This is a genomic window from Streptomyces sp. NPDC025806, from assembly GCF_055558275.1.
The window spans coordinates 339,733-366,031 of the sequence record NZ_JBVHMU010000005.1 but is presented as its reverse complement, the minus strand read 5'-3'; the positions used below and the strand labels follow the sequence as shown (position 1 = coordinate 366,031).

General features: G+C 71.2%; 21 protein-coding genes and 1 pseudogene. 7 read left to right on the top strand and 15 right to left on the bottom strand.

Annotated elements, in window-relative coordinates; genetic code table 11:
* Positions 1-93 precede the first annotated feature (93 nt).
* Complete coding sequence (locus tag ACZ4E1_RS14485; RefSeq protein ID WP_467539279.1) at positions 94-810, top strand: flavodoxin family protein; 717 nt, start codon at positions 94-96, stop codon at positions 808-810.
* Positions 811-858: 48 nt separating this feature from the next.
* Here the strand turns inward: ACZ4E1_RS14485 and ACZ4E1_RS14480 are convergent, their stop codons facing one another.
* The gene (locus ACZ4E1_RS14480; protein ID WP_467539276.1) at positions 859-1,464 is read right to left on the bottom strand and encodes a dihydrofolate reductase family protein; all 606 of its coding nucleotides are present in this window, start codon (positions 1,462-1,464) and stop codon (positions 859-861) included.
* A 144-nt stretch (positions 1,465-1,608) separates the two neighbouring features.
* Between ACZ4E1_RS14480 and ACZ4E1_RS14475 the strand changes: the two genes are divergently transcribed.
* Complete coding sequence (locus tag ACZ4E1_RS14475; RefSeq protein WP_467539274.1) at positions 1,609-2,679, top strand: helix-turn-helix transcriptional regulator; 1,071 nt, start codon at positions 1,609-1,611, stop codon at positions 2,677-2,679.
* A gap of 131 nt (positions 2,680-2,810) precedes the next feature.
* On the opposite strand, the pseudogene ACZ4E1_RS14470 reads toward ACZ4E1_RS14475, so the two are convergent.
* Positions 2,811-3,683 (bottom strand): annotated as a pseudogene (locus ACZ4E1_RS14470) (MFS transporter); the annotation flags it as partial.
* Positions 3,684-3,880: 197 nt separating this feature from the next.
* Positions 3,881-4,546, bottom strand: a complete 666-nt coding sequence (locus ACZ4E1_RS14465) for a nitroreductase (protein WP_467539272.1) — start codon at positions 4,544-4,546, stop codon at positions 3,881-3,883.
* Positions 4,547-4,830: 284 nt separating this feature from the next.
* Between ACZ4E1_RS14465 and ACZ4E1_RS14460 the strand changes: the two genes are divergently transcribed.
* Positions 4,831-6,333 carry a hypothetical protein gene (locus tag ACZ4E1_RS14460; protein WP_467539269.1) on the top strand — a complete coding sequence of 501 codons (1,503 nt, stop codon included), beginning with the start codon at positions 4,831-4,833 and terminating at the stop codon, positions 6,331-6,333.
* A gap of 12 nt (positions 6,334-6,345) precedes the next feature.
* Here ACZ4E1_RS14460 and ACZ4E1_RS14455 read toward each other — a convergent pair whose 3' ends face one another.
* Genes ACZ4E1_RS14455 through ACZ4E1_RS14445 form a run of 3 tightly spaced genes read right to left on the bottom strand, consistent with a single transcriptional unit; the run spans position 6,346 to position 9,229 of the window.
* Entirely contained in the window at positions 6,346-7,005 is a 660-nt protein-coding gene (locus ACZ4E1_RS14455; protein ID WP_467539266.1) for a hypothetical protein, read from the bottom strand.
* A gap of 44 nt (positions 7,006-7,049) precedes the next feature.
* Positions 7,050-8,039, bottom strand: a complete 990-nt coding sequence (pdxA, locus tag ACZ4E1_RS14450) for a 4-hydroxythreonine-4-phosphate dehydrogenase PdxA (protein WP_467539264.1) — start codon at positions 8,037-8,039, stop codon at positions 7,050-7,052.
* Entirely contained in the window at positions 8,036-9,229 is a 1,194-nt protein-coding gene (locus ACZ4E1_RS14445; protein ID WP_467539260.1) for a four-carbon acid sugar kinase family protein, read from the bottom strand. The genes pdxA and ACZ4E1_RS14445 overlap by 4 nt, the downstream gene beginning before the upstream one ends.
* Before the next feature lie 112 nt (positions 9,230-9,341).
* Here ACZ4E1_RS14445 and ACZ4E1_RS14440 point away from each other — a divergent pair, with 112 nt between their 5' ends.
* Positions 9,342-10,253: a LysR substrate-binding domain-containing protein gene (locus ACZ4E1_RS14440; protein WP_467539257.1), complete on the top strand. Its 912-nt coding sequence runs from the start codon at positions 9,342-9,344 to the stop codon at positions 10,251-10,253.
* A gap of 30 nt (positions 10,254-10,283) precedes the next feature.
* On the opposite strand, the gene ACZ4E1_RS14435 is transcribed toward ACZ4E1_RS14440, so the two are convergent.
* A complete protein-coding gene (locus ACZ4E1_RS14435; protein WP_467539254.1) occupies positions 10,284-11,252 on the bottom strand; it encodes an esterase/lipase family protein in 969 nt (322 codons plus the stop codon).
* 168 nt (positions 11,253-11,420) lie between these two features.
* Between ACZ4E1_RS14435 and ACZ4E1_RS14430 the strand changes: the two genes are divergently transcribed.
* Positions 11,421-11,759: a YciI family protein gene (locus ACZ4E1_RS14430; RefSeq protein WP_467539252.1), complete on the top strand. Its 339-nt coding sequence runs from the start codon at positions 11,421-11,423 to the stop codon at positions 11,757-11,759.
* Positions 11,760-11,799: 40 nt separating this feature from the next.
* On the opposite strand, the gene ACZ4E1_RS14425 is transcribed toward ACZ4E1_RS14430, so the two are convergent.
* The 5 genes from ACZ4E1_RS14425 to ACZ4E1_RS14405 all read right to left on the bottom strand — a co-directional run bounded on the left by ACZ4E1_RS14425 (position 11,800) and on the right by ACZ4E1_RS14405 (position 18,407).
* Positions 11,800-13,752, bottom strand: a complete 1,953-nt coding sequence (locus ACZ4E1_RS14425; protein WP_467539249.1) for a discoidin domain-containing protein — start codon at positions 13,750-13,752, stop codon at positions 11,800-11,802.
* A gap of 133 nt (positions 13,753-13,885) precedes the next feature.
* Positions 13,886-14,779, bottom strand: coding sequence for a carbohydrate ABC transporter permease (locus ACZ4E1_RS14420; protein ID WP_467539247.1), 894 nt, complete (start codon positions 14,777-14,779; stop codon positions 13,886-13,888).
* Entirely contained in the window at positions 14,776-15,747 is a 972-nt protein-coding gene (locus ACZ4E1_RS14415; RefSeq protein ID WP_467539246.1) for a carbohydrate ABC transporter permease, read from the bottom strand. The genes ACZ4E1_RS14420 and ACZ4E1_RS14415 overlap by 4 nt, the downstream gene beginning before the upstream one ends.
* Positions 15,748-15,822: 75 nt before the next feature.
* Positions 15,823-17,118 (bottom strand): ABC transporter substrate-binding protein, encoded by a 1,296-nt coding sequence (locus tag ACZ4E1_RS14410; protein ID WP_467539243.1) that lies wholly within the window; start codon positions 17,116-17,118, stop codon positions 15,823-15,825.
* Positions 17,118-18,407 (bottom strand): Gfo/Idh/MocA family protein, encoded by a 1,290-nt coding sequence (locus ACZ4E1_RS14405; protein ID WP_467539241.1) that lies wholly within the window; start codon positions 18,405-18,407, stop codon positions 17,118-17,120. The genes ACZ4E1_RS14410 and ACZ4E1_RS14405 overlap by 1 nt, the downstream gene beginning before the upstream one ends.
* Positions 18,408-18,530: 123 nt before the next feature.
* Between ACZ4E1_RS14405 and ACZ4E1_RS14400 the strand changes: the two genes are divergently transcribed.
* Complete coding sequence (locus ACZ4E1_RS14400) at positions 18,531-19,661, top strand: ROK family transcriptional regulator (RefSeq protein ID WP_467539239.1); 1,131 nt, start codon at positions 18,531-18,533, stop codon at positions 19,659-19,661.
* A gap of 16 nt (positions 19,662-19,677) precedes the next feature.
* Here the strand turns inward: ACZ4E1_RS14400 and ACZ4E1_RS14395 are convergent, their stop codons facing one another.
* Positions 19,678-21,231 (bottom strand): isocitrate lyase/phosphoenolpyruvate mutase family protein, encoded by a 1,554-nt coding sequence (locus ACZ4E1_RS14395; protein ID WP_467539237.1) that lies wholly within the window; start codon positions 21,229-21,231, stop codon positions 19,678-19,680.
* A gap of 107 nt (positions 21,232-21,338) precedes the next feature.
* On the opposite strand from ACZ4E1_RS14395, the gene ACZ4E1_RS14390 reads away from it, so the two are divergent.
* The gene (locus ACZ4E1_RS14390) at positions 21,339-21,719 is read left to right on the top strand and encodes a PPOX class F420-dependent oxidoreductase (protein WP_467539235.1); all 381 of its coding nucleotides are present in this window, start codon (positions 21,339-21,341) and stop codon (positions 21,717-21,719) included.
* Between the two features lie 7 nt (positions 21,720-21,726).
* On the opposite strand, the gene ACZ4E1_RS14385 is transcribed toward ACZ4E1_RS14390, so the two are convergent.
* Together ACZ4E1_RS14385 and ACZ4E1_RS14380 are read right to left on the bottom strand one after the other, a co-directional pair.
* Entirely contained in the window at positions 21,727-25,083 is a 3,357-nt protein-coding gene (locus ACZ4E1_RS14385) for a hypothetical protein (RefSeq protein WP_467539232.1), read from the bottom strand.
* A gap of 96 nt (positions 25,084-25,179) precedes the next feature.
* Positions 25,180-26,298, bottom strand: a complete 1,119-nt coding sequence (locus ACZ4E1_RS14380) for a fatty acid desaturase family protein (RefSeq protein ID WP_467539228.1) — start codon at positions 26,296-26,298, stop codon at positions 25,180-25,182.
* Position 26,299 lies beyond the last annotated feature (1 nt).

Below are 26,299 nucleotides of genomic sequence, written 5' to 3'. Positions count from 1 at the left end.
TTTTCGGCCGGACGACCCCGGAGCCGGCTCGGCATCGGCAGCCGGGCGTGTTCCGCCGCCGGCCCACGCTCTCGTCCGCAAGGGGCCGCATCGATGACCGACACCGCCACGTCCTACCGTGATCTCCGCGCGCTGGTGATCAATTGCACGCTCAAGCGCTCCCCGGAACGCAGCCACACTCAGGGCCTGATCGACGTCAGCACCGGCATCATGGAGCGCCAGGGCGTCGAGGTCGAGGTGCTGCGGGCGGTGGATCTCGACATCGCGACCGGTGTGTGGCCCGACATGACCGAGCACGGGTGGGAGGCCGATGCGTGGCCCGCCGTCTACTCGAAGGTGATGGCCGCCGACATCCTCACCCTCGCCGGACCCGTGTGGCTGGGAGACAACTCCTCGGTCATGAAGCAGGTCATCGAGCGGCTGTACGCCTGCTCGTCGATCCTCAACGACCGTGGCCAGTACGCGTATTACGGGCGGGTCGGTGGCTGCCTGATCACCGGCAACGAGGACGGCGCCAAGCACTGCGCGATGAACGTCCTGTACAGCCTCCAGCACCTCGGCTACGTGATCCCGCCGCAGGCCGACGCGGGCTGGGTCGGCCCGGCCGGCCCCGGGCCCTCCTACCTCGACCCCGGTTCCGGCGGGCCGGAGAACGACTTCACCAACCGCAACACCACCTTCATGACCTGGAACCAGCTCCACCTGGCCCGCATGCTCAAGGACGCCGGCGGCATCCCGGCACACGGGAACCAGCGCTCCGAGTGGGACGCCGGCTGCCGCTTCGACTTCGAGAACCCCGAGCACCGCTGAGCCGACAGCCGACATGCCCAGGGCGTCCGGACCGGCGGACGGGCCGGGTCAGGCCGGGGCGTCGAGCGGAGGGTGCTCGAGCACGCGGGGCGTGTACTCGACCAGCTGGATGCGGCCGTCGAAGGTGCGGTGATCGATCATGTCGAGGGCGACGTCGGGATAGCCGTCGTAGATGCGTTCCTCACCCGTGGCCCCGGTGATCACCGGGAACATCACGACGCGGAAGCGGTCGACCAGCCCGGCACGGAGCAGGGACCGGCACAGGCTGAGGCTGCCGATCGTGCTGAGGAGCCCCGAGCCGCCCGACTTCATGGCGCGCACCGCCTCGACGGCATCGTCCCGGACCAGCGTGCAGTTGGCCCACTTCAGCGGCTCGTCGAGTGAGGAGGAGAACACCACCTTGGGCGCTTGCGTGAGCTCATCGACGGACGCCTCTTCCTCGGGCCGGAACTCGTCCTGCCCCTGGGGTACCTCCCCCGCGGCGAACCCCGACATCAGACGGTAGGTGTTCGCTCCCATCAGGTAGGTGGCCTTGGGCTGCTCGCCGAGCCACGCGAGGTACTCCGGCCCCTCCATGCCCCAGAACCCGGGCCATCCCTCCCCCGAGGCACAGCCGTCCAGGGAGGTGATGAAGTCGACGAGAAGCTCGGACATGGCGGTGTTCCTTCCTGAGGTGTCATGAGCTTGGACCGGCCCCGCGGCAGAAACTCATCGGTCGCGCCGTGGAGCGGGCGCGGCGGCCGGAAGCAAGGGCCAGGGACCTGACTCCGGCCGGGCCGGGCCTGGAATGATGGGCTCATGCGCGCGGCCCGGCTTCTTTCGCTCCTTCTGCTGTTGCAGAATCGGGGCCGGCTGACGGCCGGCGAGCTCGCCGAGGAGCTGGGGGTCTCGGTCCGGACCGTCTACCGGGACATCGACTCGCTGAGCGGCGCGGGCATCCCGGTCTACGGGGACTCCGGGCACCGCGGCGGCTACGAGCTGCTCGGCGGTTACCGGACCCGGCTCACCGGGCTGCATGCCGACGAGGCCGAGTCGCTGTTCCTGGCCGGGCTGCCGGGCGCGGCGGACGATCTGGGGCTGGGTGAGGTTCTGGCGGCGGCGCAGCTGAAGCTGACCGCGGCGCTGCCGGCCCCGCTCCGGGACCGGGCCGGCCGGGTCCGTGAGCGGTTCCACCTCGACGCGCTGGGCTGGTACCGGGAGCAGGACTCCCCGCCCGCTCTCATGGCGCTCGCCCAGGCCGTGTGGAACCAGCGGCGCATCCGGGTGCGCTACCGCCGCTGGGCCGAACCGCAGGAGGTCGAGCGCGAGCTCGACCCCTACGGCCTGGTTCTCAAGGCGGGCGTCTGGTACCTCGTCGCGGCGGCGGACGGCACGGTGCGCACGTACCGGGTGTCGTCGATCCTGCGCCTGGAGGTCGGCGATGACGGCTTCGAGCGGCCGGACGCCTTCGATCTGGCCGCGCACTGGCAGGACTACCTGGCCGCCTACGACGCACGCCGACTGCGCCTTCAGGCGTCCGTCCGGATCGCTCCGGCGCTGCTGTCCGCGCTGCCGGACCGTCTGGACGCGGCGCTGGTCCGCGCCGTCGAAGCGTCGGCAGGGCCGCCGGATGCGGAGGGGTGGGTGACCGCGACGGTGCCGCTGGAGTCGGTCGAGCTGGCGGTGCCCGCGCTGCTGTCGCTGGGGCCGGACATCGAGGTGCTGGCTCCCGAGGAGCTGCGTCGCGCGATCGCGGCGACAGCGGCGGCGGTGCTCGACCGGTACCGGCCGGCGGACTCATCGGACCGGGCGGAGGCCGGTGACCTCAGCAGCAGTGCGGCGGACAGCGTCGCCGGCAGCGAGAGGGCGGCGAGGACCCCGAAGCCGTAGCGGGTGTCCGTGTGGTCGGTGACCGTCGCGACCAGGAGCATCACACCGACCGTGGCCGCCAGTCCGCCGCCGTTCGCCAGCCCGAAGACTCTGCCGACCGAGGCGTCGTCGGCCGAGGTCATCAGCATGGTCCTCGATGCGATCCGGGCCTGTCCGAAGAAGAAGGCGCCCAGCGGCACGCCGAGGAGATAGCCGGCGATCCCGAACTGGCTCTGCAGCAGCAGGCCGGCATCGCAGAGCAGGAAGCCCACGACGGCGACGCGCAGGTCGGGCCAGTGCCGGCCGACGAAGCGGTAGGCGCCGGTCGCTGCCAGGAAGCCGAGGCTCCCGAGGGCGTCCACGGTGCCGAACGTCCCGGGCCCCAGGTGGAGTTCACCGATGACGGCGGTGGGCAGCAGAGCGTTGAAGACCGTGACGACCACGCTGCCCTGGGCATAGAGCAGGATGAACCGACGCATCCGCAGCGGGACGCGGGGAGCCGGCGGGGCCGGTGCCGGGGGCCCGTCGGGGGTGGCCGTCGGCATCCGGTGCGGGCGACGACGCCCCACCGCGGCGACGCAGAGCGCCGAGACGACGAAGGTCCCGGCGTTGAACACCAGCAGCGGTACGGCACCGAACGCCTGCACGGCCAGGCCGCCGACCGTCGCGGACAGCAGCATTCCCGCCTGGGTCGCCATCTCGTAGCGGGCGTTGAACCGCCGCAGCCGGTCGGCCGCGACCCGTTCCTTGATCAGCGCGGAACTCGCCGGGAAGAACAGGGCGCCGACCACTGCCAGCATCAGATTGGCGCCGTAGATGCCGGGCCCCGGGGAGCCGCCGCAGACCAGCCACAGCGGCAGCCCGAGGGCCAGCGCGGCACTGGTGGCATCGCAGCCGATCCACAGGGCCCGCCGGTCGAAGCGGTCGGCCAGCCGTCCGAAGAGGGGCGAGAGCAGTGCTTGCGGCCCGGCGACGGCGATGAAGAGCCAGCCGACGGCCATCATGGTCCGCTGCTCCCTGATCATGAGCAGGGCGCCCGCGATGAGCTGGACGTTGTTGCCGAGTGCGGTGGCGAAGGCAGCGGGCACGAGCAGCCGTTCGGCCCGGCGCGAGGGGTGACTGAGGAGCATCGCACCAGTCTCCGGAGGTTCACTGACATCTCCTGTCAGTGAACGTCGGCCCCGTGTACGTCACGCCGGCTGAGCTCCTGGCCGCCTTGCCGTCACGTTCCGATGAAGCGCACCGTTTCCGCCAGTTCGGCCCGCCCGGTGCGCAGACGTGGCGCGCCGTCCTTCTCGAATCCCACCGCGACGCCGCAGAGCAGCACGAGTTCGTCGTCGGCCCCGACCACCTGGCCGACGGTCCTGCGGTACATCGTCCACATCACCTGGGGGCAGCTGTGCAACCCTTCCGCCCTCAGCAGCAGCATGACCGTCTGCAGATACATGCCGGCGTCGGCCCACTGTCCGGGTCCCATCGTCCGGTCGAGGTAGCAGAACAGCACGACCGGCGCCCCGAGCGCCCCTGAGTTCAGGGCGGCGATCTTGGTGGGGCGGGCGGGGTCGTCGCGTTCGATGCCGAGGGCTTCGTACCGCTGGGCGGCCGCGGCGGAGAAGCGGTCCGCGTACGGTGAGCCCAGGTCGGCCGGGTACATCGGATACTCCCGCTCGTCCCCCGGGTCTCCCGCCAGGGCCCGGGCCGTCGCGCGCCTCTTCAACTCGGCCAGCGGCTCGCCGGACACGACGTACACCTGCCACGGCTGGAGGTTCCCGCTCGACGGAGCGCGCGTGGCCGCGGTCAGCACGCGTTCGAGAACGTCTCGGGGCACCGGCTCGTCACTGAACGCCCGCACGGCCCGGCGACCGTCCACGGCTTCGTACACATCCACGTGGTTCTCTTCCCCTCGCTCGACGGCCTTCAGACCGGCTCGACAGGTCAGCTCGCGGGCACCGTGTCCTTCGTCGCCGGCGTATTGCCCGACCAGCAGAGCCGGTGGAGGTCGACCTCGGTCGACAGGTCACGGCCCGATCGGTGAGTGTTCTGCGCCGGGCGGGACTGGTCACCCGGGCCCGGCAGGGGCACCTGGTGCTGTACCTGCGCAGCCCGCTCGGGGACCGACTGACGGCATGAACCAGTCGGCACGCTTCAAGGGCGAGGTGGCAGGATGACGCGGTGTCCGACTCCCTGCGCGAACCCTGGCTGCGCGGCATCGCCTTCAATCGGGCGGCGCCCTCCGACGTACTGCTCCGCCTGCTGGACCGAGCGGCCGGAGCGACCGGCCCGCTGCTGTGCGAGGGACGTGACCTCCCGGACACCGTCATCGACGCCGCCCTGCGCCATCCGGACGGCGTCATCCGCCGCGCACTGGCCCGCAACCCGTACGTCGATCCGGCGCGGCTCGCCCCGTTGGCGACGGACCCGTCGGGGATCGTGCGCGGATGGCTCGCAGGCGGCCCCCGCGGGTGGCCCCGCAGGGTGCGACCGCTGCCGGACGACGTCCTCATCGAGATCCTGACCGCTCAGGACGGGGGCGAGGACGGCAAGGTCACCGCGAAAGAGATCATCGGCGAGCTCGATGCGTCCCGGCAGATCCCGCTGTCCTTCTTCCGCTCCATGGCCGGCCGCGAGCGCCCCGAACTGCGGACACTGGCCACCTGGAGGTGGCAGTCGCTCACCCCGGCTCAGCGGGCGGCGCTGCTCGACGATCCGGACCCCGCGGTCCGGGAAGCGGCGCGGGACAGGAACTGGGCGCTGGACCCGGCGCGGGTGGAGGCCGTGCTGCCGTCCCTCGATGCGCGCAATGCCTGGGTGTTCGCCACCTGTGCCCTGCCCCCCGCGCTCGTCGAGCAGTGCTTCGCTGACGGCACGGTGGACCCGCTGACCCGAAACCCGCACATTCCGGCTTTCGCCGTCGCCCGGCTCGCCCGCCACCCCGAGGCCCGGGTCCGTGCGCTGGTCGCCACGCGGCCCAATCTGGGGCCCGACCTGGTCGCGGAGTTGGCACAGGACCCGGACGGCGAGGTGCGGACCCGTGCCCGCCTGCGCCCCTTCCTCAGCACCTGGGCCGAGTATGGGGCGGTCGAGTGGGGCTTCGGACACGGCCCGGACTGCACCTGCCCGATCGGTGAACCGTTCACCGGGACGAGCACCGATCCGGCGATCGGGCCGTCCCCGGACTGGTTTGCGGCCTGTGCGGTGTCCGAGGAACCCGTACTCCGCCGGGTTGCCGCGAGTTGGCCGGGCCTGCCGGCGGAACACGTCGACACCCTCGCACAGGACGACGACGAGGAAGTGAGAATCCGGTTGGCCTGCCACCACCCGCTCGCTCCGCCGCACCTTCTCGTGGAGGTCTTCGCCACCCGCCCGGCCCACCGTCCGCACCTGCGGACCCTGCCCGCACTCCCCCGCACCGGCTGGGCCCACCTCGTCGACCACCCCGATCCCGAAGTGCGGGCCCAGGCAGCAGCCGACCCCGCCCTGGCCCACCCCCCGGTCCAGGACCCCGCCGCGCCGGTGCGCCGAGCAGCCGCCGCCAACCCGAACCTGGCACCGGAAACCCTGGAAGCCCTCCTCACCGCTCCGGACACCGCCGAAGGCGCGGCTTCCAACCCCGCCCTCCCCGTGCCCCGGATGCACGCACTCCTCGACCACTGCCTCGACGCGGCCACCGGCTGAGAGCGGAGTGCTCTACAGACCGACCACTGACGCCAGTTGGGACCGGAGGGTGCCGGCGTGGGGCTGGAGGGAGCCGTCGAAGGCGGCAGAGCCGATGGTGAAGGCGTCGGCGCCGGCTGCTGCCAGTGCCTGGATCTGGTCGGTGCCGGTGATGGAGCCCGCGATGACCAGGCGGCCGGTGGTGGCGGCGCGGGCGGCACGGACGAGGTCGAGCGGTGCGGCATCGGTGGCGCGGTACGCGAGGAGGTCGACGCCCGCGCAGCCGGCGGCTTCGGCGCGTCGGCAGTCGTCGGCGATGCGGTCCGCGTCGCCGGCCAGGCGGGTGGGGTGCCCGAGGGGTTCTCCGGCGAAGGGCAGGTAGCCGATGGATGTGCCGTGCAGCAGGTGGAGGGTCTCCTCGATCCAGGTGCCGCCCATCAGCCGATCCACGCCGAGTTCGACGGCCGTGCGTACGGAGGCGAGTGCCTGGTCCCGGTGGGTGCTGACGACTTCGAGGTAGGTGGTGGCGCCCATGTCCTTGATGCGGGTGTGGAGTTGGGCGAGCGTGTCGGGGTCGGCGCCGATGTCCTTGAAGCCGATGTGGGTGATGCCGAGGTCCTGGATGGTGTCGAGGACGTCGAGGCAGTCGGAGACGGTGCGGTCGTCGCGGGTGAGCATGAAGATGAAGTCCATGGGGTCCTTCGGTCCTCTGTTCCGGGCTGATGCGAAGCGGTGGGTCAGGGACGGGCCGGCGCCTCGGCAGACAGGCGGTCGGCGTGGGTCAGGGCGGCCAGGAGGCTGGTGTGGTCGGCCGTGCCGAGACCGGCGATGTCGAAGGCGGTGCCGTGGTCGACGCTGGTGCGGACGAAGGGCAGGCCGATGGTGATGTTGACGCCGTGCTCGATCCCGAGGTACTTGACGGGTATGAGTCCCTGGTCGTGGTACTGGGCGACCACGGCGTCGAAGTCTCCTGCGCGGGCTCGCATGAAGACGGTGTCGGCGGGCCAGGGGCCGCTGGCCCGGATGCCTTCGTTCTGCGCGGTCCGGACGGCCGGCGCGATGATGTCCAGGTCCTCGCGGCCGAAGAGGCCGTTCTCCCCCGCGTGGGGGTTGAGGCCGGCGACGGCGATGCGCGGCGCGGGTGTGCCGCTGCGCAGAAGTGTGCGGTGGGTGAGGCGGATGATGTCGAGTACGCGGTCCGTGGTGATCGCGTCGATCGCGGTGCGCAGTGACTGGTGCACGGTGACCAGGACGATCCGCAGTTCGTCGGTGGCCATCATCATCGCGTAGTCCGTGGTGCCGGACAGGTCGGCGAGGATCTCGGTGTGTCCGGGGTAGGGGACGCCGGACAGGCGCAGGGCTTCCTTGTGGATCGGCGCGGTGACCAGTGCCCGTACCTCGTGGGCCGTCGCGAGCTGGATTCCGCGGCGGACGTACCGGAAGGACGCCGCTCCGGCCCGGGCGTCGAGTGTGCCCCAGGGCAGGTCGGCCGGAAGGCCGTCGTCGGCGAGGACGTCCACGGTGCCGGGTGCGCACCGTGCCTGGTCGACGGAGGAGATGGGGCGCAGGGTGAGGCGGGTGTCGGCGAGCCGGTCGGCGCGGGCGAGGACGTCCAGGTCGCCGATGACGACGACGGGCAGGGTGTTACGGGGATCGGCGCACGCCTTGAGGGTGATCTCGGGGCCGATTCCGCAGGGGTCGCCCATGGTGATGGCGATCGGGATCATGCGTCCTCTCCTGGGGCGAGGGGGTGTCGGACGAGGTGGGACAGCCGAAGGAGCAGGGCGTCGTCGCCGAATCCGCCCGCCTTGATCAGCACGGGCAGAGGGAGTCGGCCGGTCAACAGGCCGCGGACGACGCCGGGTTCGGGTTCGTCGATCAGGTCGATGCCGGTGGCGCCCAGGGGTTGGAGGACGGTGGTGGCCGTTTCTCCCCCGGTGACGACGAGGGCGTCGACCGTGTGGTCTGCGGCCAGCGCCCGGACGACTGCCGCCTGGGAGCGGGCGAGTTGCCGTGCGGTCTGCGGGGTGTGGCGTTCATCGGGTGTCTGCAGGGTGAGGACGGGGGCTGTCAGGCCTCGCAGCGTCTCCACGGCCGGGGCCGGATCGACACCGACGGTGACGCCCTGGACGTCGTGCCGGGTGCGCAGCTCGGCCAACTGCCGGCGGGTCGCCGGATTGGTGCTGCCGACCACGATCAGCGGGCGTCGGGACCGGGGCGGCGCCGGTGCGGGGGTGCCCGTGGTGCGGGCAGCCCTTCGGGCCAGGGCGGCCGCCAGACCTGGGGAGCCGACCCACAGCACGTCGTCAGGTCGCGGCACCGCCGCCACGACACGGTCGAGGTCGCGGTCCTCGGCGGCGGAGCAGACGATCAGGCCGCCGTTCCCGATCAGTTCGGGCAGTTCGGTCGCCTGCTCGGGCTGCACGAGCACGGCCTCCGGGAAGAGCGTGGCGAGGTCCGAGCACCGCACGGGATGTACGGGGTCGCGGGCGTAGTCGCTGTCATGGACCGGTACGCCGCGCACGTACTGGACGCCCTTCACGGTCACGCGGCCCTCTGCGGGGAAGGCCGGTGCGAGGACGACGGCCCGCCGGCGCGACCCCGCCCACGCGGCCCGGACCTCTGCCGTGACATGACCGCGCAGGGTGGAATCCACCGTCTTGAAGAGCAACGCGGAGCCGGCGAACAGACGGGCCGCCCGCTCGGTGCGCGAAGCGGCGGCCTCCTCGTCCAGCACCCGGGTCCCCAGATCGACCGCGCTCACGCCCCCGGTGTGCGGCGGCACGTCCGCCGGGGCGGCGAGCAGGATCCGGGCGTCGTGACCGGCCTGACGGAACGGCGCCGCGCCGTCCCCGGCGCTCGTGAGGTCGTCCGCCAGGATGGCGATGCCCTGCCGCGCGGCGTTGCGGAATGTCATGCCCCGCCCTCTTCCTCATCAGCTCTTCTCTGTGAACGGATCAATAGTCGTTCAGGCCGAATGGGCAGGACAAACGATTCCTTCTCACAGGACCTGTGAGTAGGGTTCACGCATGCGATGGTCGGCCCTTCCTCCTTTGAACACGCTGCTCCCCTTCGAGGCGACCGTCCGGCACGCGAGCATGACGGCGGCGGCGCAGGAGTTGCACGTCACGCACGGCGCGGTGAGCCGACAGATCCAGAATCTCGAACGGGCCCTCGGAACCTCGCTGTTCGAACGGAAGACCCGCGCTCTGCGCCCGACCCCTCAGGCCCGCCAGTTGGCGGCCGTCGTCCGGGACGCACTCGATCAGATCGATGCGGCGGCCCGGCAGCTCGCGCACCGCGCGCCCGCGGGGCCGCTCACCCTCTCCTGCGAGCCCACCCTGCTGATGCGATGGCTCATCCCCCGGCTCCCCGACCTGGCCGTGACCGTGCCGGACGTCGCCGTCCACCTGTCCGCGGGCGGCGGCCCCGTCCACTTCGAGCGGGACGACATCGACCTCGCGATCCGCCGGGACGACTTCCCCTTCCCCGAGAACACGTGCCGGACCCGCCTGTTCGCGGAACGGATCGGACCCGTGTGCCGGCCCGACCTCGCAGCTCTCCTGACCGGCTCCGGCGGAGCGTCACAGGTGCCCCTCCTGCACACCGCGACACGGCCGCAGGCATGGGACGACTGGCAGCGGATCACCGGCACGAGGACAGAGCCCGCCTCCGAGCAGACCCTGGAGCACTTCTACCTGACCCTCCAGGCCGCCACAGCCGGCGTCGGGGTCGCCATCGCCCCGTACGCCGTAGCCCACGACGACCTGGAACGAGGGCAACTCGTCGCCCCGTTCGGATTCGTCCCCGACGGCACGAGTTACCACCTCCTCAGCCGCCGATCTCCCGAACAGGACGACCGCGTCCGCCAACTGACGGCATGGCTCCTCACCAGGACCGGTCGGTTCCGCATGGCAGGGGATACCACCGCGCCGGCCTGAGTTCCGTCCGGTCAGTGAGGAGAGCCGGAATCAGAAGGCCGGTGCCCTCAGCACGCAGGGGGCCGCCGGGGCCGAGGGGTCCAGGGCTCGTTCGACCAGGCCGATCGCGCGCGGGCTGTACGACATGCTCAGGTGGGCGGAGAGGTCGATCGGGCAGCCCTCCTGCAAGGTGATGTTCCGCACCGTCGCTCCGGGGCCCGCCGTCATGAACGTGCTCTGCCAGGGAGTGGTGATCTCGTCGTACCGGGTGGCGATCACGGTGTAGTCGACCCCGGGGACGGTGTCGCCGTCGGCGTTGAGTTCCTTGATGAAGTCGGACTTCTCGTACTGCTGGACGCCCGCCTCGCCCACGGTCACCTGCCCGGGTTCCAGAATTCCGAGCTTGTCGGCGAGCGTCGAGATGCCGCTCATGGTCGTGCCGTGGTTGGTCGCGCCGAGCTGGATGACCTTCTTGACCTTGTTCTTCGAGGGGTCGGCCGCGTTCGCGCCGCCGTCGGCCTTGAGATACCAGCGGGCCAGGGTCCCGCCCTGGGAGTGTCCGACCAGGTCGACCTGTGCGGAGCCGGTGGCAGTGAGCACCTTGTCCACGAAGGCGGCCAGCTCCTTCGAGGACGCCTTGATGTCTCCGTATCCCTTGACGGTGGGGGCGAGAGCCACAGCGGCGTCGTCGGTGTCGCCGAAGTCGAGGGCGTAGACGCAGTACCCCTGGGCCTTCAACTCGGGGGACATCCGGGCCCAGTTGTTGTAGCGGTTCTCGTACGTGCCGTGGACCAGGACGACCGGACGCGGGTGAGCGGCGTCGGGTCGGCAGTTCCAGTCGTTGGCACCGGGCGGATCGATGTCGAGGTGGAGGATGGAATGGACCATCGCGGGAAGGAAGTTGTCCTGCTCGGGGCCGGTCACCGCCGCCGCGGAGGTGGAGGTGGCCAAGACCGTCGCCGCGGCGGCGGCACAGACGGCGCTGACGTATCCGGGTATGCGCATCACGGCTCGCCTCATGGGTCCCCCTTGGAGAAGCTTCTCCGTCGATTGGATAGTGGCAGTATCCAACAGGGGTGAACAGTTCGACACCGGTTCGAGCGAGAAAGCCGTCAAGGGCACCACCCCCTGACTCCATACTGAGGAGGCCGTGCCGACCCGGCGTATCGAGAAGCAGAAGGAGACACCGTGAGCGCGACCGTGACGGACGAACAGATTCGGGCTCTGGCCGAAACCGCGAAGCCGTACAGCCTGGCGCTCCTTCAGTGGGGGCCGGAGCGGACCATGGACGGCGCGGACGCCATCGAGCTCGAACACCAGCGGCGCATGGTGTCGCTGCGCAACGAGGGAGTGATCGCGGTCCTGTGTCCGGTCGGCTCCGACACTCTGGCGGGCGTCGCGATCATGACCGTGTCGGCCGAGGAAGCCACGGAGATCATGGCCGGGGACCCCTGCGTGCGCGCCGGGATGATGCGCTGCGAGGTCCACCCCTGCCACGGTTTCCCCGGCGACACGCTCCCCGCGTGAGCGACGCCGGCCGCTCCGAGGAGCGGCCGGCCCGGCCGCGTCAGGCGACGGTGAGCTCGTTGAGGGCGATGTTGCCCCACTGGCGGTTGGCGGCCTTGACCACGAGGCGGAGTTGGGACGTGTCGACGGGGGTCGGGAGGGTGAGGGTGCGGCGTTCCACGGTGGACGTGTTACTGGCCCAGGTGACGGCGGCGTCGGCCAGTTGAGTGGTCCAGGTCGATCCGTTCCATGTCTGGACGTCGACGCGGGTGAACCCCTGACCCTGGCCGAAGTGGGTGGCCAGGGTGAGTGAGGAGACGCGGCGGGTGGTCTTGTAGTCGACCGTGATGCTGCCGGGCAGCGTCACGTCGACCGGACTCGCCCAGCTCGTCGACTCCTTGCCGTCGACCACCGCGGCGATGGATCCCTGGCCGGTGCCCATGGTGGTGGTCGCGACGGGTGCTCCGTAGCTGCCCGGCAGGCCCTCCACGGCGCCGACCGCGACGACACCGGGCAGGGCGGCGCCCAGGATGTCCCGGCCTCCGTTGCCGGTGATGGCGAGGCCCGCGCCGATCGCGGCCGATCCGGTGAGGGGGCGGTAGCCGGTGAGGTCGGTGCGTGAGGTGGCCGTGCCGGGGGCGGTGAGCTTGGGGTCCCCGGTGATCGCCGCGGTGTCCGGCGGGACGGGGCCGCCGCTGTAGAGGTTGTTGCGGTAGGTGATCCCGGCGGTGTCGTAGGCCAGGTTCGCCTGGTTGACGAAGAGGTTGTTGCGGAAGGTCACGTTCTTCGGGTTGTGGTAGACCTGCGCGATCTTGTACAGCGGGCGGCTGGGTGAGGACGCAACGTAGATGGTGTTGTTGTAGACGTCGACGCCGTCGGTGTTGGTCGAGAAGGTGAAGATCTCGTTGCCGTCGTTCTGGCTGATGTTGTAGCGGACGATCGCGCTGGCGGGTGCCGTGCCGAGGGAGACGGAGATGAAGAAGCCGCCGCCGTTGTCGTGGCTGTAGTTGTACTGCACGAGGCTGTCGTGGGTGGAGGCGTCCGCGTCGAAGGCCGTGCAGTCCAGTCCCCGGCCGCCGAACCGTGCTCCGTACACCTCGTTGAACTGGACCGTGGTGCGGTCCGCGCCCGACCACCAGATGCCGACGTTCGTGGTGGTGGAGGTGGGGCGGGCCACGGTGTTGTACTCGATGAGGGTGTCGGCGACCTGGTTGGGGTTGATGCCGCCGGAGCCGACGTCGTGGACGTAGTTGCCGCGGATGACGAGTCCGGTGCTGGGCTTGAAGGGTCCGTACTCCCCTGCCGGGATGTTGAGTTCACCCCACAGCGAGGTCCAGCCTTCGCGCTGCATCCAGGTGGACCAGGTCGTGATGCCGTACGCCTTGGTGTCGGCGATCTCGTTCTTCTCGATCAGCATGCCGGTGTAGTACGTCGCGACGCTGTTGCCGCGTACGTTCACGAGGATGCCGGCCGAGCCGATGTTGCCCGAACCGACCTGGGCCACGCCGTCGATCTTGTGGATGTACAGATTGCGCAGGGTGATGCCGGGGACGGCGCCGATGTCCTTGGCACGGACCTCGACGCCGACGCGCCAGGTCGTGGATCCGGTGCCGTTGGTGATCTCCAGGCCGTCGAGCGTCCAGTGCTTGAGGTTCTCCAGGAGGACGGCCGAAGGGACGGTGTTGTTGCCGGCGATGTGCGGCTTGGCTCCGGTGCCGTACGAGGTCGCCGTGACCGGGGCGCCCTCGGCACCCGAGCCCTTGGGGGCGAACTGGCCGGTCCAGGTGCCTCCGGCGAGGAAGCGGACCGTGTCGCCGGGCTGGAAGACCTGCTGGTTCACCCGGGTCAGGGTGCGCCAGGGTGTGGCGGTGGACGTGCCGGGAGCGGAGTCGTCTCCGGCGGTGGAGTCCACGTAGTACGTCGTGCCCGTGGCCGCTCTCGCGCTGCCGGCCGGCAGGGTGACGGTCAGGGCTGTGCCGAGCGCGGCGGTGAGTAGGGCGCGCCTGCTGTGCATGGAGCCTCCTGGGGGAAAGGTCTGCGTCACATGAGGTGGTTCCTGGCTTCGTCGTGCGTCGTGCGTGGTGCGTCGTGCGCGGTGCGTCGTGAGTGGTGCGTCGTGAGTGGTGCGTCGTGCGTCGTGGTGGGTGCTACTTGCCGATGCCCGCGGTCATGCCGTCGACGATGCGGCGGCCGCACCACAGGTAGAGGACGACCATCGGGTACACGAGGATCGCGATGCCGGCGAACATGCCGCCCCAGTCGGAGGAGTACTGCATGGTGCCGTAGAGGTTGAGCAGGGCGACGGGCAGGGTGCGTTCGTCCTCGCCGGGGGCGATGATCATGACCAGCAGGGTGGAGTTCCACAGGCCGATCACGTTGAGGACCAGGACGGTGACGATGCCCGGGCGGGCCAGCGGGACCATGACCTGGACGAAGGTGCGCAGCGGGCCGGCCCCGTCGAGTTCGGCGGCCTCCTCGACTTCGCCGGGCAGGGAACGGAAGTAGCCGGTCAGGACGAAGACGGCGAAGGGCAGGGAGAGCGCGACCTCGAAGACGAGCAGGGTGATGCGGTCGTCCCACCAGCCGGTGACCCAGTCCACCATGAAGGTGCTGACGGACAGTTTGACCACGACGATCGGAATGATCAGGGTCTGGAGCGGGATACTCATGCCCATCGCGAAGTAGCTGGTCAGGGCGCCCGCCGCACGGCGTGACGAACGGGCGAGGGCATACGCGGCGGGGGCCGCGACAGCGACGATGAGGAACGCGCCCACGGCGGTCAGCAGCACGCTGTTGAGGGCCGCTTTCGAGAACTGGGCGGCCTGCCACGCGGAGGAGTAGTTCGCCCACTGCGGTGCGGTCGGCAGGGAGAACGGGTGGATCCAGACGTCGCGCGAGGACTTGAGGGACTGGAGCCCGACCCAGGCGACGAGCAGGAGGTTGAACGCGACCCAGAGCCACAGGGCGATCGCGGTGAGCCTCGGGAGCAGGATGTCGCCGACGATCCGGGCGGGCGCACGGTTGTTTCTGACGGGGTTCACGAGAGCTCCACTCGGTCGCGGCGGGTGAGGCGGCGGATCAGCAGGATCAGGACCGCGGTGATCAGGACCACGACCACGCCCATGGCCGCGCCCTGGCCCAGGTCGGGGACCGTGGTGCCGCCGGCGATGGAGATGTACTGCTGCACGGCGACCGTGCGTGCTTCCAGCGGCGGGTTGCCCGGTGTGCCGCCGGTGGTGAAGGCGAGGACGATCTCGAAGACCTTGAGGCTGTTGACGACCCACAGCACGGCGGCCACGGAGAAGACGTCCCAGGTCAACGGGAGGGTGATGTACCGGAATTGCTCCCACTTGGTGGCGCCGCTGAGGTGTGCGTCCTCGTAGAGGTGTGGGGGGATGGCGTCGACGGCGGACATCATCAGGGCGATGTAGAAGCCGGTGGAGGACCAGACGAGGCCGGCGATGATGCAGCGTAAGACGAGGTCGGGGCCGAGCCAGGGCAGTCCGTCGATCCCGAACACGGCGAGGACGTCGTTGACGGCGCCGTCGGGGTTGAGGAGGAACCCGATGGCGGCGCCGACGGCGATCGCCGAGATGATCATGGGCAGGAACACCACGGCCCGGATGAACGCCCGGCCCTTGAGCTGGCGCAGCACGGTCATGGCGAGGAACGTGACCGCGAAGACGGCCCCTCCCCCGCCGACGGCCAGAACGAGGGTGTTCCAGAAGGAGGACAGGAACGCTTCGTTGTCGAGGAGGGACGTGTAGTTCTTCAGCCCGCGCCAGGTCATCTCGGAGCCGGGGCCGGGCCAGCGGTACAGGCTGACCCAGACGCCGTAGAGCGAGGGCACCACGAACAGCGCGGTGTAGAGCGCGAGAGCCGGGGTCAGAAAGCGCCAGAACGCTCTCTCCCGTGCGGGCTTGACCTTGCGTCGCCTGCTGGTCGCTTGATCGGGCGGCGTGCTGGTCGGCCTGGTGTCGCGCGGGGTCCGGGTGGCTGTCGCGCTCATGGTCACCTGCTTCAGGGCGTCGGGGGGCCGGGGCGTGGGTGGTGGGTGGCTGTGCCGTGGTGCTGCCGGGCAGGGTCAGCTGTTGGCCTTGATGAAGGCGGCGCTCTTCTCCTTGCCCTGGTCCACGAACTCCCGCGCGGTGATCTTGCCGCTGAGCAGCTTGTCGTCGAGCGGCATGAAGACGTCGGTCCACCAGGCGTTCAGGGCGGGGGCTCCGTCGTACGGCTTGTGGACCGCGGTGGCGTCGGTGATGGTCTTCTGCATGCCGGTGAGGTTCTCGGGGGCGGGCACACCGGATCGGGCGGGGATGTTCAGTGCCTCGGTCCCGATGCGGGAGGCGTACTTCTTCTGCTGGAAGAAGGCGAGGAACTTCTTCGCCGCGTCGGGGTGCTTGCCCTTGGCGTTGACGCCCCAGCCGAGCGTTCCGGCTTCGACGGAGTTCTTTCCGCCGGCCGGGTACTGGAAAGACTCGATCTTGGCGTCGGCGGGCAGCTTCGGCTTGATCTCGCTCGTCAGCCAGGTTCCGTTGATGTTCAGGTCGTAGCCGCCGGTGGCGAACTTGTCCTGTGCGGCCGGGTACTTGGTGGCGATGAAGTCCTTCTGGAAGTAGCCGCCCCCGGCGAGCTGCTGGACCTGCTTCGCCGCTGCCAGGACCTCGGGCTTGTCCCAGGCCGCGGCGTCGGTGCCGAGCGCGTGCAGGCTGCCGGCTCCGTTGGCGCGCACCAGCGCGGAGTAGAACCAGTAGGCGTTGTAGAAGGGGACGGTGCCGTCCTGACCGAGGGGGGTGCGGCCGGCCTTCTTGGCCTTGTCGAGGTAGGCAGTGAACTCGGACCAGGTCCGCGGCGGGGTCTTGGCCAGGTCGGGGTGCTGCTTCGCGTCGAACCACACGCCGGTGGAGATGACGGTGTGGGGTATCAGGCCGAGGCCCTTCTCGTCGCTGGACGCTGCCTCGGCGGCGGCCGGCAGGACGTCGCCGACGGTCTTGCCCTCGCCCGGGATCTTCTCGCTCAGGACGTCTTCGAGGGGGGCGAGCAGGTTCTGGGCGCGGAGCTTGCCCATGGTGTCGGTGCCGGTGTCGAAGAGGTCGGGGCCCCGTCCGGCGGCCATCTCGGTGGCGAGGGTGTCGGTTCCGTTGCGGCCCATCCACTTCACGTCGACCTTGATGCCGGTGCTCGCGGTGAAGTCGGCGATCGCCGCGCGGAAGATCTTCGCCTGCGGTTCGTCCCTGCCCCAGGTGGAGGTGTAGGAGAAGGACTTCTCCGCCTTTCCTTCGGCGGAGTCACCGCTGTTCTTCTTGCCGCATGCGCTGGTGCCGAGGGCCAGGGTGCACAGCAGGGCGAGCGCGGTGGTGCGGGTCAGGGGCTGCTTCATCACATCGTCTTTCCGGTGAAGGGTCTGTCCTGCGGGACGAGGGTGCTGACCGTGCGGGTACGGCGGGCGGCCTCGGCGGCCCAGACCACCCGGTGGGTGTCGAGGCTTTCGCGGCCGGTGGAGCGGATGGGGGTCGGGTCCTTGTCCCGTACGGCTTCGACGAAGGCGTCCAGGAGGACCTCGTCGCCGCCGCCATGGCCTTCGGCCGCCGAGGCTCCGGGGCTCGTGTCGGTGACGACGGTGGAGTAGGTGTCGGTGAGGAAGTCGTGGACGCGCAGGTTCACGCCGTCGCCCTCGATGGAGCCGTGGGTGCCGAAGATGCGGGTCTTGCGATGCTCCAGCGCGGCGAAGGCGGTCATCATGAAGCTGGCGGTGGTGCCGTCGCCGAACTCCATGTCCACCACCTGGCTGTCGACGACGTCGTTGCCCGCGGCGTACACGCAGCGTCCGTACGGTCCTTCGCGCAGGGCGGCCAGTACGCCGTCTTCGGTGTGGTCGTCGGTGACGGCGGACAGGGGCCACCACTCCTTGGCCGGATCACCGAGACAGTCCAGGTAGATCCGCTTGGCGGAGTAGGGGCAGGTGGTCTCCACCGGGCAGTCGAGGCAGTTGTCGGCGGCGTTCTCGGGCCGCTTCTCCGGGCGGAAGTGCACGAGGTTCCCGAAGGAGGAGACCCGTTCGGGCAGGGCTCCCTTGATGTGCACGATCCAGTCCAGGTCGTGGCAGGCCTTCGCGAGGAGCATGGGTGCGGAGGCGGCCTCGTTGCTCCAGTTGCCGCGGACGAAGGAGTGGGCCTGGTGCCACCAGCCGACCTGTTCGAGGTGCTGGATGTTCATGATGTCGCCGATGCGCCCGGCGTCGAGGATCTCCTTGAGCGTCTCGGTGTAGCGGGTGTAGCGCATGACGTGGCAGACGGCGAGGAGAACGCCGTGGCGTTCGGCCGCCTCGGTGATCTGCGCGGCTTCCTTCTCGGTCGGCGCCATCGGCTTCTCCACCAGGAGGTGGTAGCCCAGTTCGGCGGCGCGGACGGCCGGTTCGACGTGCATGCTGTCCTGCGTCGAGATGATCACCGCGTCGGCGAGACGGTCGCGGTCCAGGAGGTCGCGCCAGTCCTCGAACACGTTCCGCTCGTCGATGCCGTGTTCCTCGGCGAAGCGGGTGCGGCGTTCCTGGTCCGGTTCGGCCACGGCCGTGATGCGCGCCCGGCCGGTTTCGCGGGCCCGGCGGGCGTATCCCGTGCCCCTCAGGCCTGCGCCGATGACCGCGAGCTCGACGTCCGGACCGTGCATCGACAACCTCCGCTGACTGCTTGCGACTTACTAATGAAGGATGTTTTTATTAGTACCGTTGAGTTCTGTCAATACATGTCGAGGTGTGTGTAGTTGAAGATTCGCGGGAGCGACGGATCGCGCATGCGGCGGATCAACATGATCGCCACCATGCGGGCACTGCGGGGCGAACCACCCATCGGGCTCACGGAGTTGGCGGCGCGTGCGGAGCTCTCCCGGCCCACGGTCGAAGGACTCGTCGAAGAGCTGACCGGCATGGGATGGCTGAGCGAAGTGCCGCCGCAGGCGGGCCACATGGGCCGCCCCCGGCGCCTCTTCCGCTTCCGCGCCGAGGCCGGACATGTCCTCGGCCTCGATGTGGGAGCCTCCACCATCCGGGCGGCCGTCTGCGACCTGGACGGGGTTCCGGCCGGCCGGCACTCCGCCGCGGTGGACGCCTCGACCGGCCGCGCCGGGAGACTCGCCGCCCTGCGCGATGCCGCGGACCAGGCACTCGCGGCGGCGGAGCTCACCCGGGCCGACGTGATGGCCGTGTGTGTGGGGACGACGGGCGTGGTGAGTTCATCGGGGACGGTGCGGCTCTCCGACAGCCTGCCCGAGTGGACCGGTCTCGACCTCGCCGCCGAGGTCGGCCGGGACTTCGACGCCCCGGTCCTGGTGGAGAACGACTGCAACCTGGCGGCCCTGGCGGAACGCTGGACCGGCGTGGCACAACAGGTCGAGGACGTGGTCTTCGTCCTGTCCGGCATGCGCACCGGCTGCGGCATCCTGATCCGGGGCGAACTGCACCGCGGGCGACGCGGCGCGGCGGGCGAGATCGGGGCCCTTCCGCTGGTCGGCTGGCACCGGGCCCCCGCCCATCTGACGGCGTATCCCCATCTGCCCGAAGGAACCCCGCGCGAGCAGGTGGGCGCCCTGGTCCTCACGGCGGCCCGGGCCGGCGACCCGGCGGCGCTCGAGGCCGTGGACCGGTTCACCCAGTGCCTGGCCGAGGGCATCGCGGCCCTCGTGCTCAGCATCGACCCTGAGCTGGTGGTCCTGGGCGGCGGTGTGTCGCGCTCGGCGGACGTGCTGATGGAGCCCCTGCGCCGCCACCTGGACCCGCTGTGCCTGGAGCCGCCCGCCCTGGCCATCTCGGACCTCGGCGATCAGGCCGTCATCCTCGGAGCCGTCCGGCACGCCCTGGACCATGTCGACGCGCGCATCTACGACATCGACGCGCCGGTGTCCGCTCCCGGGCAGAAGCCCGCGTGACCATCGAGCAGGTACGTCACCTGGTGCTCCGCGGCGACCCGGCAGGTGCTCCCAGCGCCTGCACTTCCGCGTAGGAGAGGGTCGGGGGCTCCCCCGGCAGGCCGTCGCGGACGGTGCTCGCCGTGGCCAGCGCCGCCGCCAAGGCGTTGCGGTAGAGCAGGGATCCGAGGCTGATCCTGCGTACGCCCAGCGCGGCCAGCTCGGAGACGGTGGGGCCGGTCGGCGTGTACAGGATGTTCAGCGGGACGACGAGGGTCGCCGTCAGGGTGGCGATCCTGTCCGGATCCGAGAGCCCCGGCCCGAACGCCCCGTCCGCGCCGGCCTGTTCGTACACCGCGAGACGTGTCCCGGTCTCTTCCTCCTGGCGTCCGAGCCAGTGCGTGTCGGTGCGCGCGTTCACGAACAGCGCGGGCACGGCGGCCTTGACGGCCGCGATCTTCGCGGCGTGGAGTTCCACGGGGGCGAGGGTGCCGTCCGAACGCCCGTCCTCCAGGTTGATGCCAGCGGCGCCCGCGTCGTACAACTTGCCGGCCAACTCGGCCACTTCCTCAGGGTCATCGCTGAATCCCCCTTCGATGTCGACGGTGAACAGAAATGAGCCCTGGCCGAGTCGGCGGGCCAGCGCCAGGGTCTCCTCCACCGTCACCGCCGCACCGTCGGGGAGACCCGCCGCCGCGGCCACGCCGAGACTCGTGGTGCCGATGGCCCGGAAGCCCTGCCCCGCCAGAAGGGCCGCGGACGCGTAGTCCCATGCGTTGGGCAGCAGCAGTGGGGTCACCTGGTCGTGCAGGCGGGCGAACGCGGTCCGCGGGCGCCGGAGCAGGCCGTCGGCCAGGGCCAGCGCGTGGGCACGGCCGGGGCAGACACGCGGCGGGGCGCCGAAGGCGAGGGGCACGGGGTGGTCTCGCTGGGCCGCCTCTACGTCGAGCAGCACCTTGTCACCCTCGGCGATGTCCCGACCGGCGACCCGGGTGGCACGAGCAGCGACCCGGCGCACGGCCGTGACCGGCGGATCCTCACGGAGCACCCGAGCGAGCGGTGCGTCGCTGCCGGCCGCCGCCTCCACCAGCGCGGCCGTCGCCGCGCAGGCCTGCACCAGAATCCCGATCCGGTTGGCGGCAGCCTCCAGGACGGCGTCGTCCGCCGGCACCGGCACGAGCTGTCCCACCAGGCGGGCCACCGCCTCGTCCTCGGCCAGGTCCGCTTCCGCGCCCCCGAAGTAGGCCCCGGCGATCACGATCACGTCCTCCGCAGCGGCCCCGGGGTCCGGCATCCCCAGCGCCTCGGCAAGGACCCGCACCACCCGTGCACGGACCTCCCCCTCGGGCCCTGCCGCGATCGCCCGACGCAGTACAGCGGGCTCCAGCCGGGCCAGTTCAGCCTCCACCAGAGCCCGCCGTCGCCGGTGCGCGTCACCGGAGCTGAACCGGGCCACGGTGGCGCGCAGCCACGCGACGCCCGCCTCGGCCGGACCACCATCCTCGGCGGGCGGTTCAGGGACGAGCGCCGGGTCGGCGAGCGCGGCCTCGATGTCCGCGTGGCGGTCGAACTCATGCATCGTGTACGTCATGGCCCTGACGCTAGGACCGGAACAGTTCGGCCTCCCCCGAACCGTCCCTGCGCCATCATGACCCCATGCCCCGGGCCGCCGCCCGACTGGATCAAGGAGCACAGCGCGTGATTCCCGCCGAACTGAGCCGAGGCCGATACGTCAGCCTGACCACCTTCCGCAAGGACGGGACTCCGGTCGCCACACCCGTCTGGTTCGCGGCCGAGGGCGACGAGTTGTACGTGTGGACCCGGATCGACTCCTGGAAGGTGAAGCGACTGCGCCGCGACCCGCGCGTGGTCGTCGCCGCGTGCGACCTGCGCGGCCGGATCGCGGCCGACGCGACACGCCTGCACGGCACGGGCCGCCTCCTGGACGCGGAAGGACTCAAGGCCGTACGGAAGCGGCTCGCCCGTAAGTACACCTGGCAGTGGTGGCTGACCGACTGGCCCGCCACCGTCGCCCGGCTCGGCAAGCGGCCCCACATCGCGATCGCGGTGAAGTTCTGAGCAGCCGTCAGGGGGCCGTGCAGACGCGAACCGCCGCGTCGCGGACGTCCGGGCACGGGTGACTGCGCAGGGCCACCAGGTGGGCGCGCCAGACGGCGGGCCAGGCGGTGCGGTCGCCGGACGCTTTGGTGATCGCCCAGGCGAACAGGCCCTCCGCAGGGGTGCCCGAAGCGGCCAGCAACTGCGCCGCCCGGTCGAGTTCGTGCGCCGGCGGGTCCTCGTGTCGGAGCCGGTGGCGCAGGGCATCGGCGGTACGGGCGGCGAGGACGGGACGGTCGGCGTGCAGCCGCGCCAGTTCCCGCAGGCCGGGCTCCGGGGCCCCGAGGTCGACGGTCGCCAGGAGGACCTGCGTCGCCGGCTCGGTGAAGGCGTCGTGCTGGGCTAGGAGCAGGGCGACGGCGCGGGCGGCCGGCCGGAGGGCGGTGGTCCGGGGCGCCCGGCCGGCGAGGAGCTCCGCCACGTGTTCGATGCGGCGGTGTGCGGGGCGGTCGCGCTCCTCCCCCGCGTCCGGCTCACTGCCGTGGTCGATGAGGGCGGCCACGGCGGCCTCCAGTGCGGCGGCCCGGTCCGGGGTACGGCCGGCCTCGTCGACGAGGCCCGCGGCTGCCGTGCGCCACAGGCCGCGGGCACGCCGCTGCACGTCGACGAGTACCCCGGCGAACAGCGCGGGCGCCTTCGGCGACCAGGGTGCCCAGCGGGTGAGTGCGGCCAGCGCCGTGGCCGCGAGTTCGTCGTGGTCGGTGTCCGCGACGGCGGCGACGAGGTCCGCGTAGCGCTCGCGGTGGGCTTCGGCGATGTCGAGGGGGGCCGGGCGCAGGGCGGCGTCGCGCAGCACGGCCGGGCGGCCCTCGCGTACGGCGTCGGTGACGATCTCCCAGGCGGGCTCCTGGCCGAGCAGACAGCGCGCGGCGAAGTCGACGCAGGTGGCCCGCACGTCGCGGTGGGCGTCGGGGGCCGCGTAGGCGCGCGCGAGCAGCCGAGCCGCCTCGGGTGCGGGCAGGCAGGTCGCGGCGAGGCGGGCGCCTTCCTTCCGGCTGGTGACCTTCTTGCCGGGGCCGGTGAGCAACTCGTCGAGGAGTACGGCGAGTCGGGAGGGACTGACGTGTCGGGCGGCCTGGGCTGCCGCGTACACGGCCACGCGGGCGCGGTCTCCGCCGGCGTGGTCGAGCAGCAGGGGCAGGTCGTCAGCGCTGCGGCCGAGGGCGCTGAGGGCGGCTTCGGCGATGACGACGTCGGGGGACGCGGCCCAGGTCCGTACGAAGGCGTACCCGCGGTCGGGTACGTGCGCGGCGCGGTGGACGGCGAGACCACGGCGCCAGGGAAGACTCCCCGCGTCGTCGGCGACGCGCCGCAACTGGCGCAGGTACGCCTGCTGCTGACGCGGCAGCCAGCGGTGCACCGCCGCCCGGTCCGCCGTGAACACCCAGGGGCCCCGTGCCGTGAGGAACCGCCCCAGGGGTGGCCGGTCGACGAGGAAGCGGTCGAGGAGATCGGTGCGCCGGTGGGCCACGACCCTGGCCACGCAGCCGAGTTCGACGGCGGACGGTTCGAGGTCGAGGATGTGGGCGACGCGTGCGTCGCGGGTCGCGCTCGGCTCCAGCCAGAGCTGGATCGCGGTGCGGACGGTCGTGTTGTTGCCGTGCTCGATCGCGTGGCGCAGCCAGTCCTGGAGTTCGGGCATCCCGGCGGCACGGCGTCCCGTGGCGCGGGCCAGGGCGAGGACGAGGCGGTACTCCTTCTTCGCCGCCTCGGTCTCGATCCGCGGCCGGAGCGCCGCGTACACCGCGTGCTCCTGGCCGCGTCGCAGACTGTGGTCGAGGCGGCCGAGGTCGAGCCCGCCGCTGTGTCCGTTCAGCGCGGTGAGGGTGTCCAGGGCCCATTCGGCGTGCTCGCGTCCGGAGGTGGAGGCGTGTTCGCGCAGGATGCCGAGAGCGAGGCGGGACACGGCCGCACTCGTGGGGTAGGAGCGGTCGCGCGCCTGGAGGGCGTCGGTGACGAGGCGGCTGAGGTGGGGCAGCGCGGCCGGTGCCCACAGGCGCGGGTGCACGTCGTCGGCGAGGGCGCGCAGGGCGGCTCCGCGGACCGGGTCCTGTTCGTTGCGCAGCCGCGCGGCGAGCTCTTCGGCCAGTGAGGCCACGGCTGCCGGGTCCCCGGTACGGGCGACATGGCGTACGTACAGCGGCCAGGCCGCGCCGCGATCCTCGGCGCGCGGCCTGCGCGTGGCGGCGTCCAGGGCCTCCTGCGCCTCTGCGGGCGGCAGGAAGGACTGCGCGGTGAGGACCGTGAGCCAGTCGTCGCCCTGCTCGCGTGCCGTGCGGGCCGCCTGCCGGGCCACGGCGGCGACGTGGCGGCGGGGCAGAGCGGTCAGCAGTCCGGTGTGCACGCCGTCGTGCTTCGTTCCGCGCCCGGCCCTGGCCGCCTCGTACGTGGCCCAGCGGTCGGCCGGCGCCTGGGCGTTCAGCAGGGCGGCGAGGTCGTCCGAGTGCGCGGCCAGGGCGCGTGCCCAGTCGGCGAGTTCCGGTGCGCCCGAGCGGGCGAGGGCCCGCAGCGTGGCGGGGCTCAGCTGCCGCGGGCCGGGCAGGGACGTGCGCCACGGACCGGTGTACCAGCGCAGCACCCGCGCGGGGTCGGCCTTCGCGAGGACGTCCAGGAGAGGGGCGAACCGGGACGGCACACGGTCGGGCGGGTACGTGTCGAAGAGGTCGAGCAGGCGCCGCGGGTCCACCGGGGCGACCGCGGCGAGCATCCGTACATGGCCCTCGAACCATCGCGTGCGGGCGCTCTCCGGCAGTGCGGCGAGCTCGCGCTCCGTGACGTCCAGCAGGACACCGGGGTGCCGCCTGACGAGTGCCGACCAGCCGCGCACGGCGTGGAACACCTGAGGAAGCAGACGCTCCACGACGTCCCGCGAGCAGCCGGGCAACAGCTTCGCGGCGTCGATGTCGCCCCACTGTTCGCGCACCTCGTCGACGAGGCGGTCGGCGAGGGCGGGGCGGCGCCCGCCCGCGAGCTGGTGCAGGATCCCGGCGCGGACCGCGGCGGGGGCGTCGTGCAGCGCCGTCTCGAACGCGGCGTCGGGCACGGCGAGCCCCTGGGCGGCGCGCATCGCGTGCCCGCGCACGAACGCGTCGGGGTCGGCCAGGTGCGCGGCGACCCAGTCGGCGTCACGCCCGACGCAGGCGAGCAGGGCGCCGATGCCGCGCTCGTAGGAGCCGCGGCGGTCCAACTCCGCGATCACCCCGGTCAGTTCACGGCTCGCCGCCAGCTCCGCCGCCCGGCGTGCTGTCTCGCGGACCCGCTGCGGGTACGGAAGCGGCTCGAGGGCGTCGAGGAGACGGTCGGCTGTCGTGCGTGCGTCGATCATGCGACGAGTGTGCCTGCCCGCACCGGGCAGGCCCATCGATTATCCGGACCGGGTCGTCGGCGGGGCCGCAGACGCGTGCTCACCGGGGACCAGGGGTCAGGCCGCGACGAGTTCCTTCTCGCGGTCCGGCGTCTTGATCTTGGGCTGCTTGTTCGGCAGCGAGAGGCGGAAGACCTTGCGCCACGCGGAGAACACCTGCATGGGCAGCGGCCCGCTGACGTACTCCAGCTCGTACTTCTCGAACAGCGCGCGCACCTTGACCGCGACCTCGGCGTACCGGTTGCTCGGCAGGTCCGGGAACAGGTGGTGCTCGATCTGGTGCGACAGGTTGCCGGTCATGAAGTGCATGGCCTTGCTGCCGCTGATGTTCGCCGACCCCATCATCTGGCGCAGGTACCACTGGCCGCGCGTCTCGCCCTTGATCGACCGGCGCTCGAAGACCTGCACGCCCTCGGGGAAGTGCCCGCACATGATCACCGAGTGGGACCAGATGTTGCGGACCAGGTTCGCGGTGAACGTGGCGGCGAGGGTGGGGAGGAAGGACGGGCCGGACAGCAGGGGGTGGATCACGTAGTCCTTGAGCACCTGCTTGCGGATCTTGCGGCCCACGGCCTTGGCCCGCGCGCGGAACTCCGGGTTCTTGCGGCGGCGCTTGCTGAGGTTCTTGCCGAGCTCCAGGTCGTAGGCGGCGATGCCGTACTCGAAGAAGCAGGCGTTGATGAAGTTCCACAGCGGCTGGCCGAGGTGGAACGGGTGCCACTTCTGGTCCTCGTCGACGCGCATGATGCCGTAGCCGAGGTCGTTGTCCTTGCCGATCACGTTGGTGTACGTGTGGTGCAGCTCGTTGTGCGAGTGCTTCCACTGGTCGGCCGGCGAGACGTGGTCCCACTCCCAGGTCGTGGAGTGGATCTTCGGGTCCCGCATCCAGTCCCACTGGCCGTGGAGGATGTTGTGGCCGATCTCCATGTTGTCCATGATCTTCGCCACGGACAGCCCGGCGGTGCCGATCAGCCACGCGGGCGGGAAGAACGAGAACAGCAGCACGCCCCGGCTGGCCAGCTCGAGCTTGCGCTGCGCCGAGATGACCTTGCGGATGTAGGCGGCGTCCTTCTCGCCGCGACCGGCGATCACCTCGTCGCGGATCGCGTCCAGCTCGCGGCCGAGCTCCTCGATCTGCTCCGCGGTCAGGTGGGCGGTGGGGTCGATGGCGGTCAAG

Bases quoted from the DNA above. Each gene is read 5' to 3' on its own strand.
- ACZ4E1_RS14485 (WP_467539279.1), top strand. From the start codon at position 94: ATGACCGACACCGCCACGTCCTACCGTGATCTCCGCGCGCTGGTGATC.
- ACZ4E1_RS14480 (WP_467539276.1), bottom strand. From the start codon at position 1,464: ATGTCCGAGCTTCTCGTCGACTTCATCACCTCCCTGGACGGCTGTGCC.
- ACZ4E1_RS14475 (WP_467539274.1), top strand. From the start codon at position 1,609: ATGCGCGCGGCCCGGCTTCTTTCGCTCCTTCTGCTGTTGCAGAATCGG.
- ACZ4E1_RS14455 (WP_467539266.1), bottom strand. From the start codon at position 7,005: ATGGACTTCATCTTCATGCTCACCCGCGACGACCGCACCGTCTCCGAC.
- pdxA (WP_467539264.1), bottom strand. From the start codon at position 8,039: ATGATCCCGATCGCCATCACCATGGGCGACCCCTGCGGAATCGGCCCC.
- ACZ4E1_RS14445 (WP_467539260.1), bottom strand. From the start codon at position 9,229: ATGACATTCCGCAACGCCGCGCGGCAGGGCATCGCCATCCTGGCGGAC.
- ACZ4E1_RS14440 (WP_467539257.1), top strand. From the start codon at position 9,342: ATGCGATGGTCGGCCCTTCCTCCTTTGAACACGCTGCTCCCCTTCGAG.
- ACZ4E1_RS14435 (WP_467539254.1), bottom strand. From the start codon at position 11,252: ATGAGGCGAGCCGTGATGCGCATACCCGGATACGTCAGCGCCGTCTGT.
- ACZ4E1_RS14425 (WP_467539249.1), bottom strand. From the start codon at position 13,752: ATGCACAGCAGGCGCGCCCTACTCACCGCCGCGCTCGGCACAGCCCTG.
- ACZ4E1_RS14415 (WP_467539246.1), bottom strand. From the start codon at position 15,747: ATGAGCGCGACAGCCACCCGGACCCCGCGCGACACCAGGCCGACCAGC.
- ACZ4E1_RS14410 (WP_467539243.1), bottom strand. From the start codon at position 17,118: ATGAAGCAGCCCCTGACCCGCACCACCGCGCTCGCCCTGCTGTGCACC.
- ACZ4E1_RS14405 (WP_467539241.1), bottom strand. From the start codon at position 18,407: ATGCACGGTCCGGACGTCGAGCTCGCGGTCATCGGCGCAGGCCTGAGG.
- ACZ4E1_RS14400 (WP_467539239.1), top strand. From the start codon at position 18,531: ATGCGGCGGATCAACATGATCGCCACCATGCGGGCACTGCGGGGCGAA.
- ACZ4E1_RS14395 (WP_467539237.1), bottom strand. From the start codon at position 21,231: ATGACGTACACGATGCATGAGTTCGACCGCCACGCGGACATCGAGGCC.
- ACZ4E1_RS14385 (WP_467539232.1), bottom strand. From the start codon at position 25,083: ATGATCGACGCACGCACGACAGCCGACCGTCTCCTCGACGCCCTCGAG.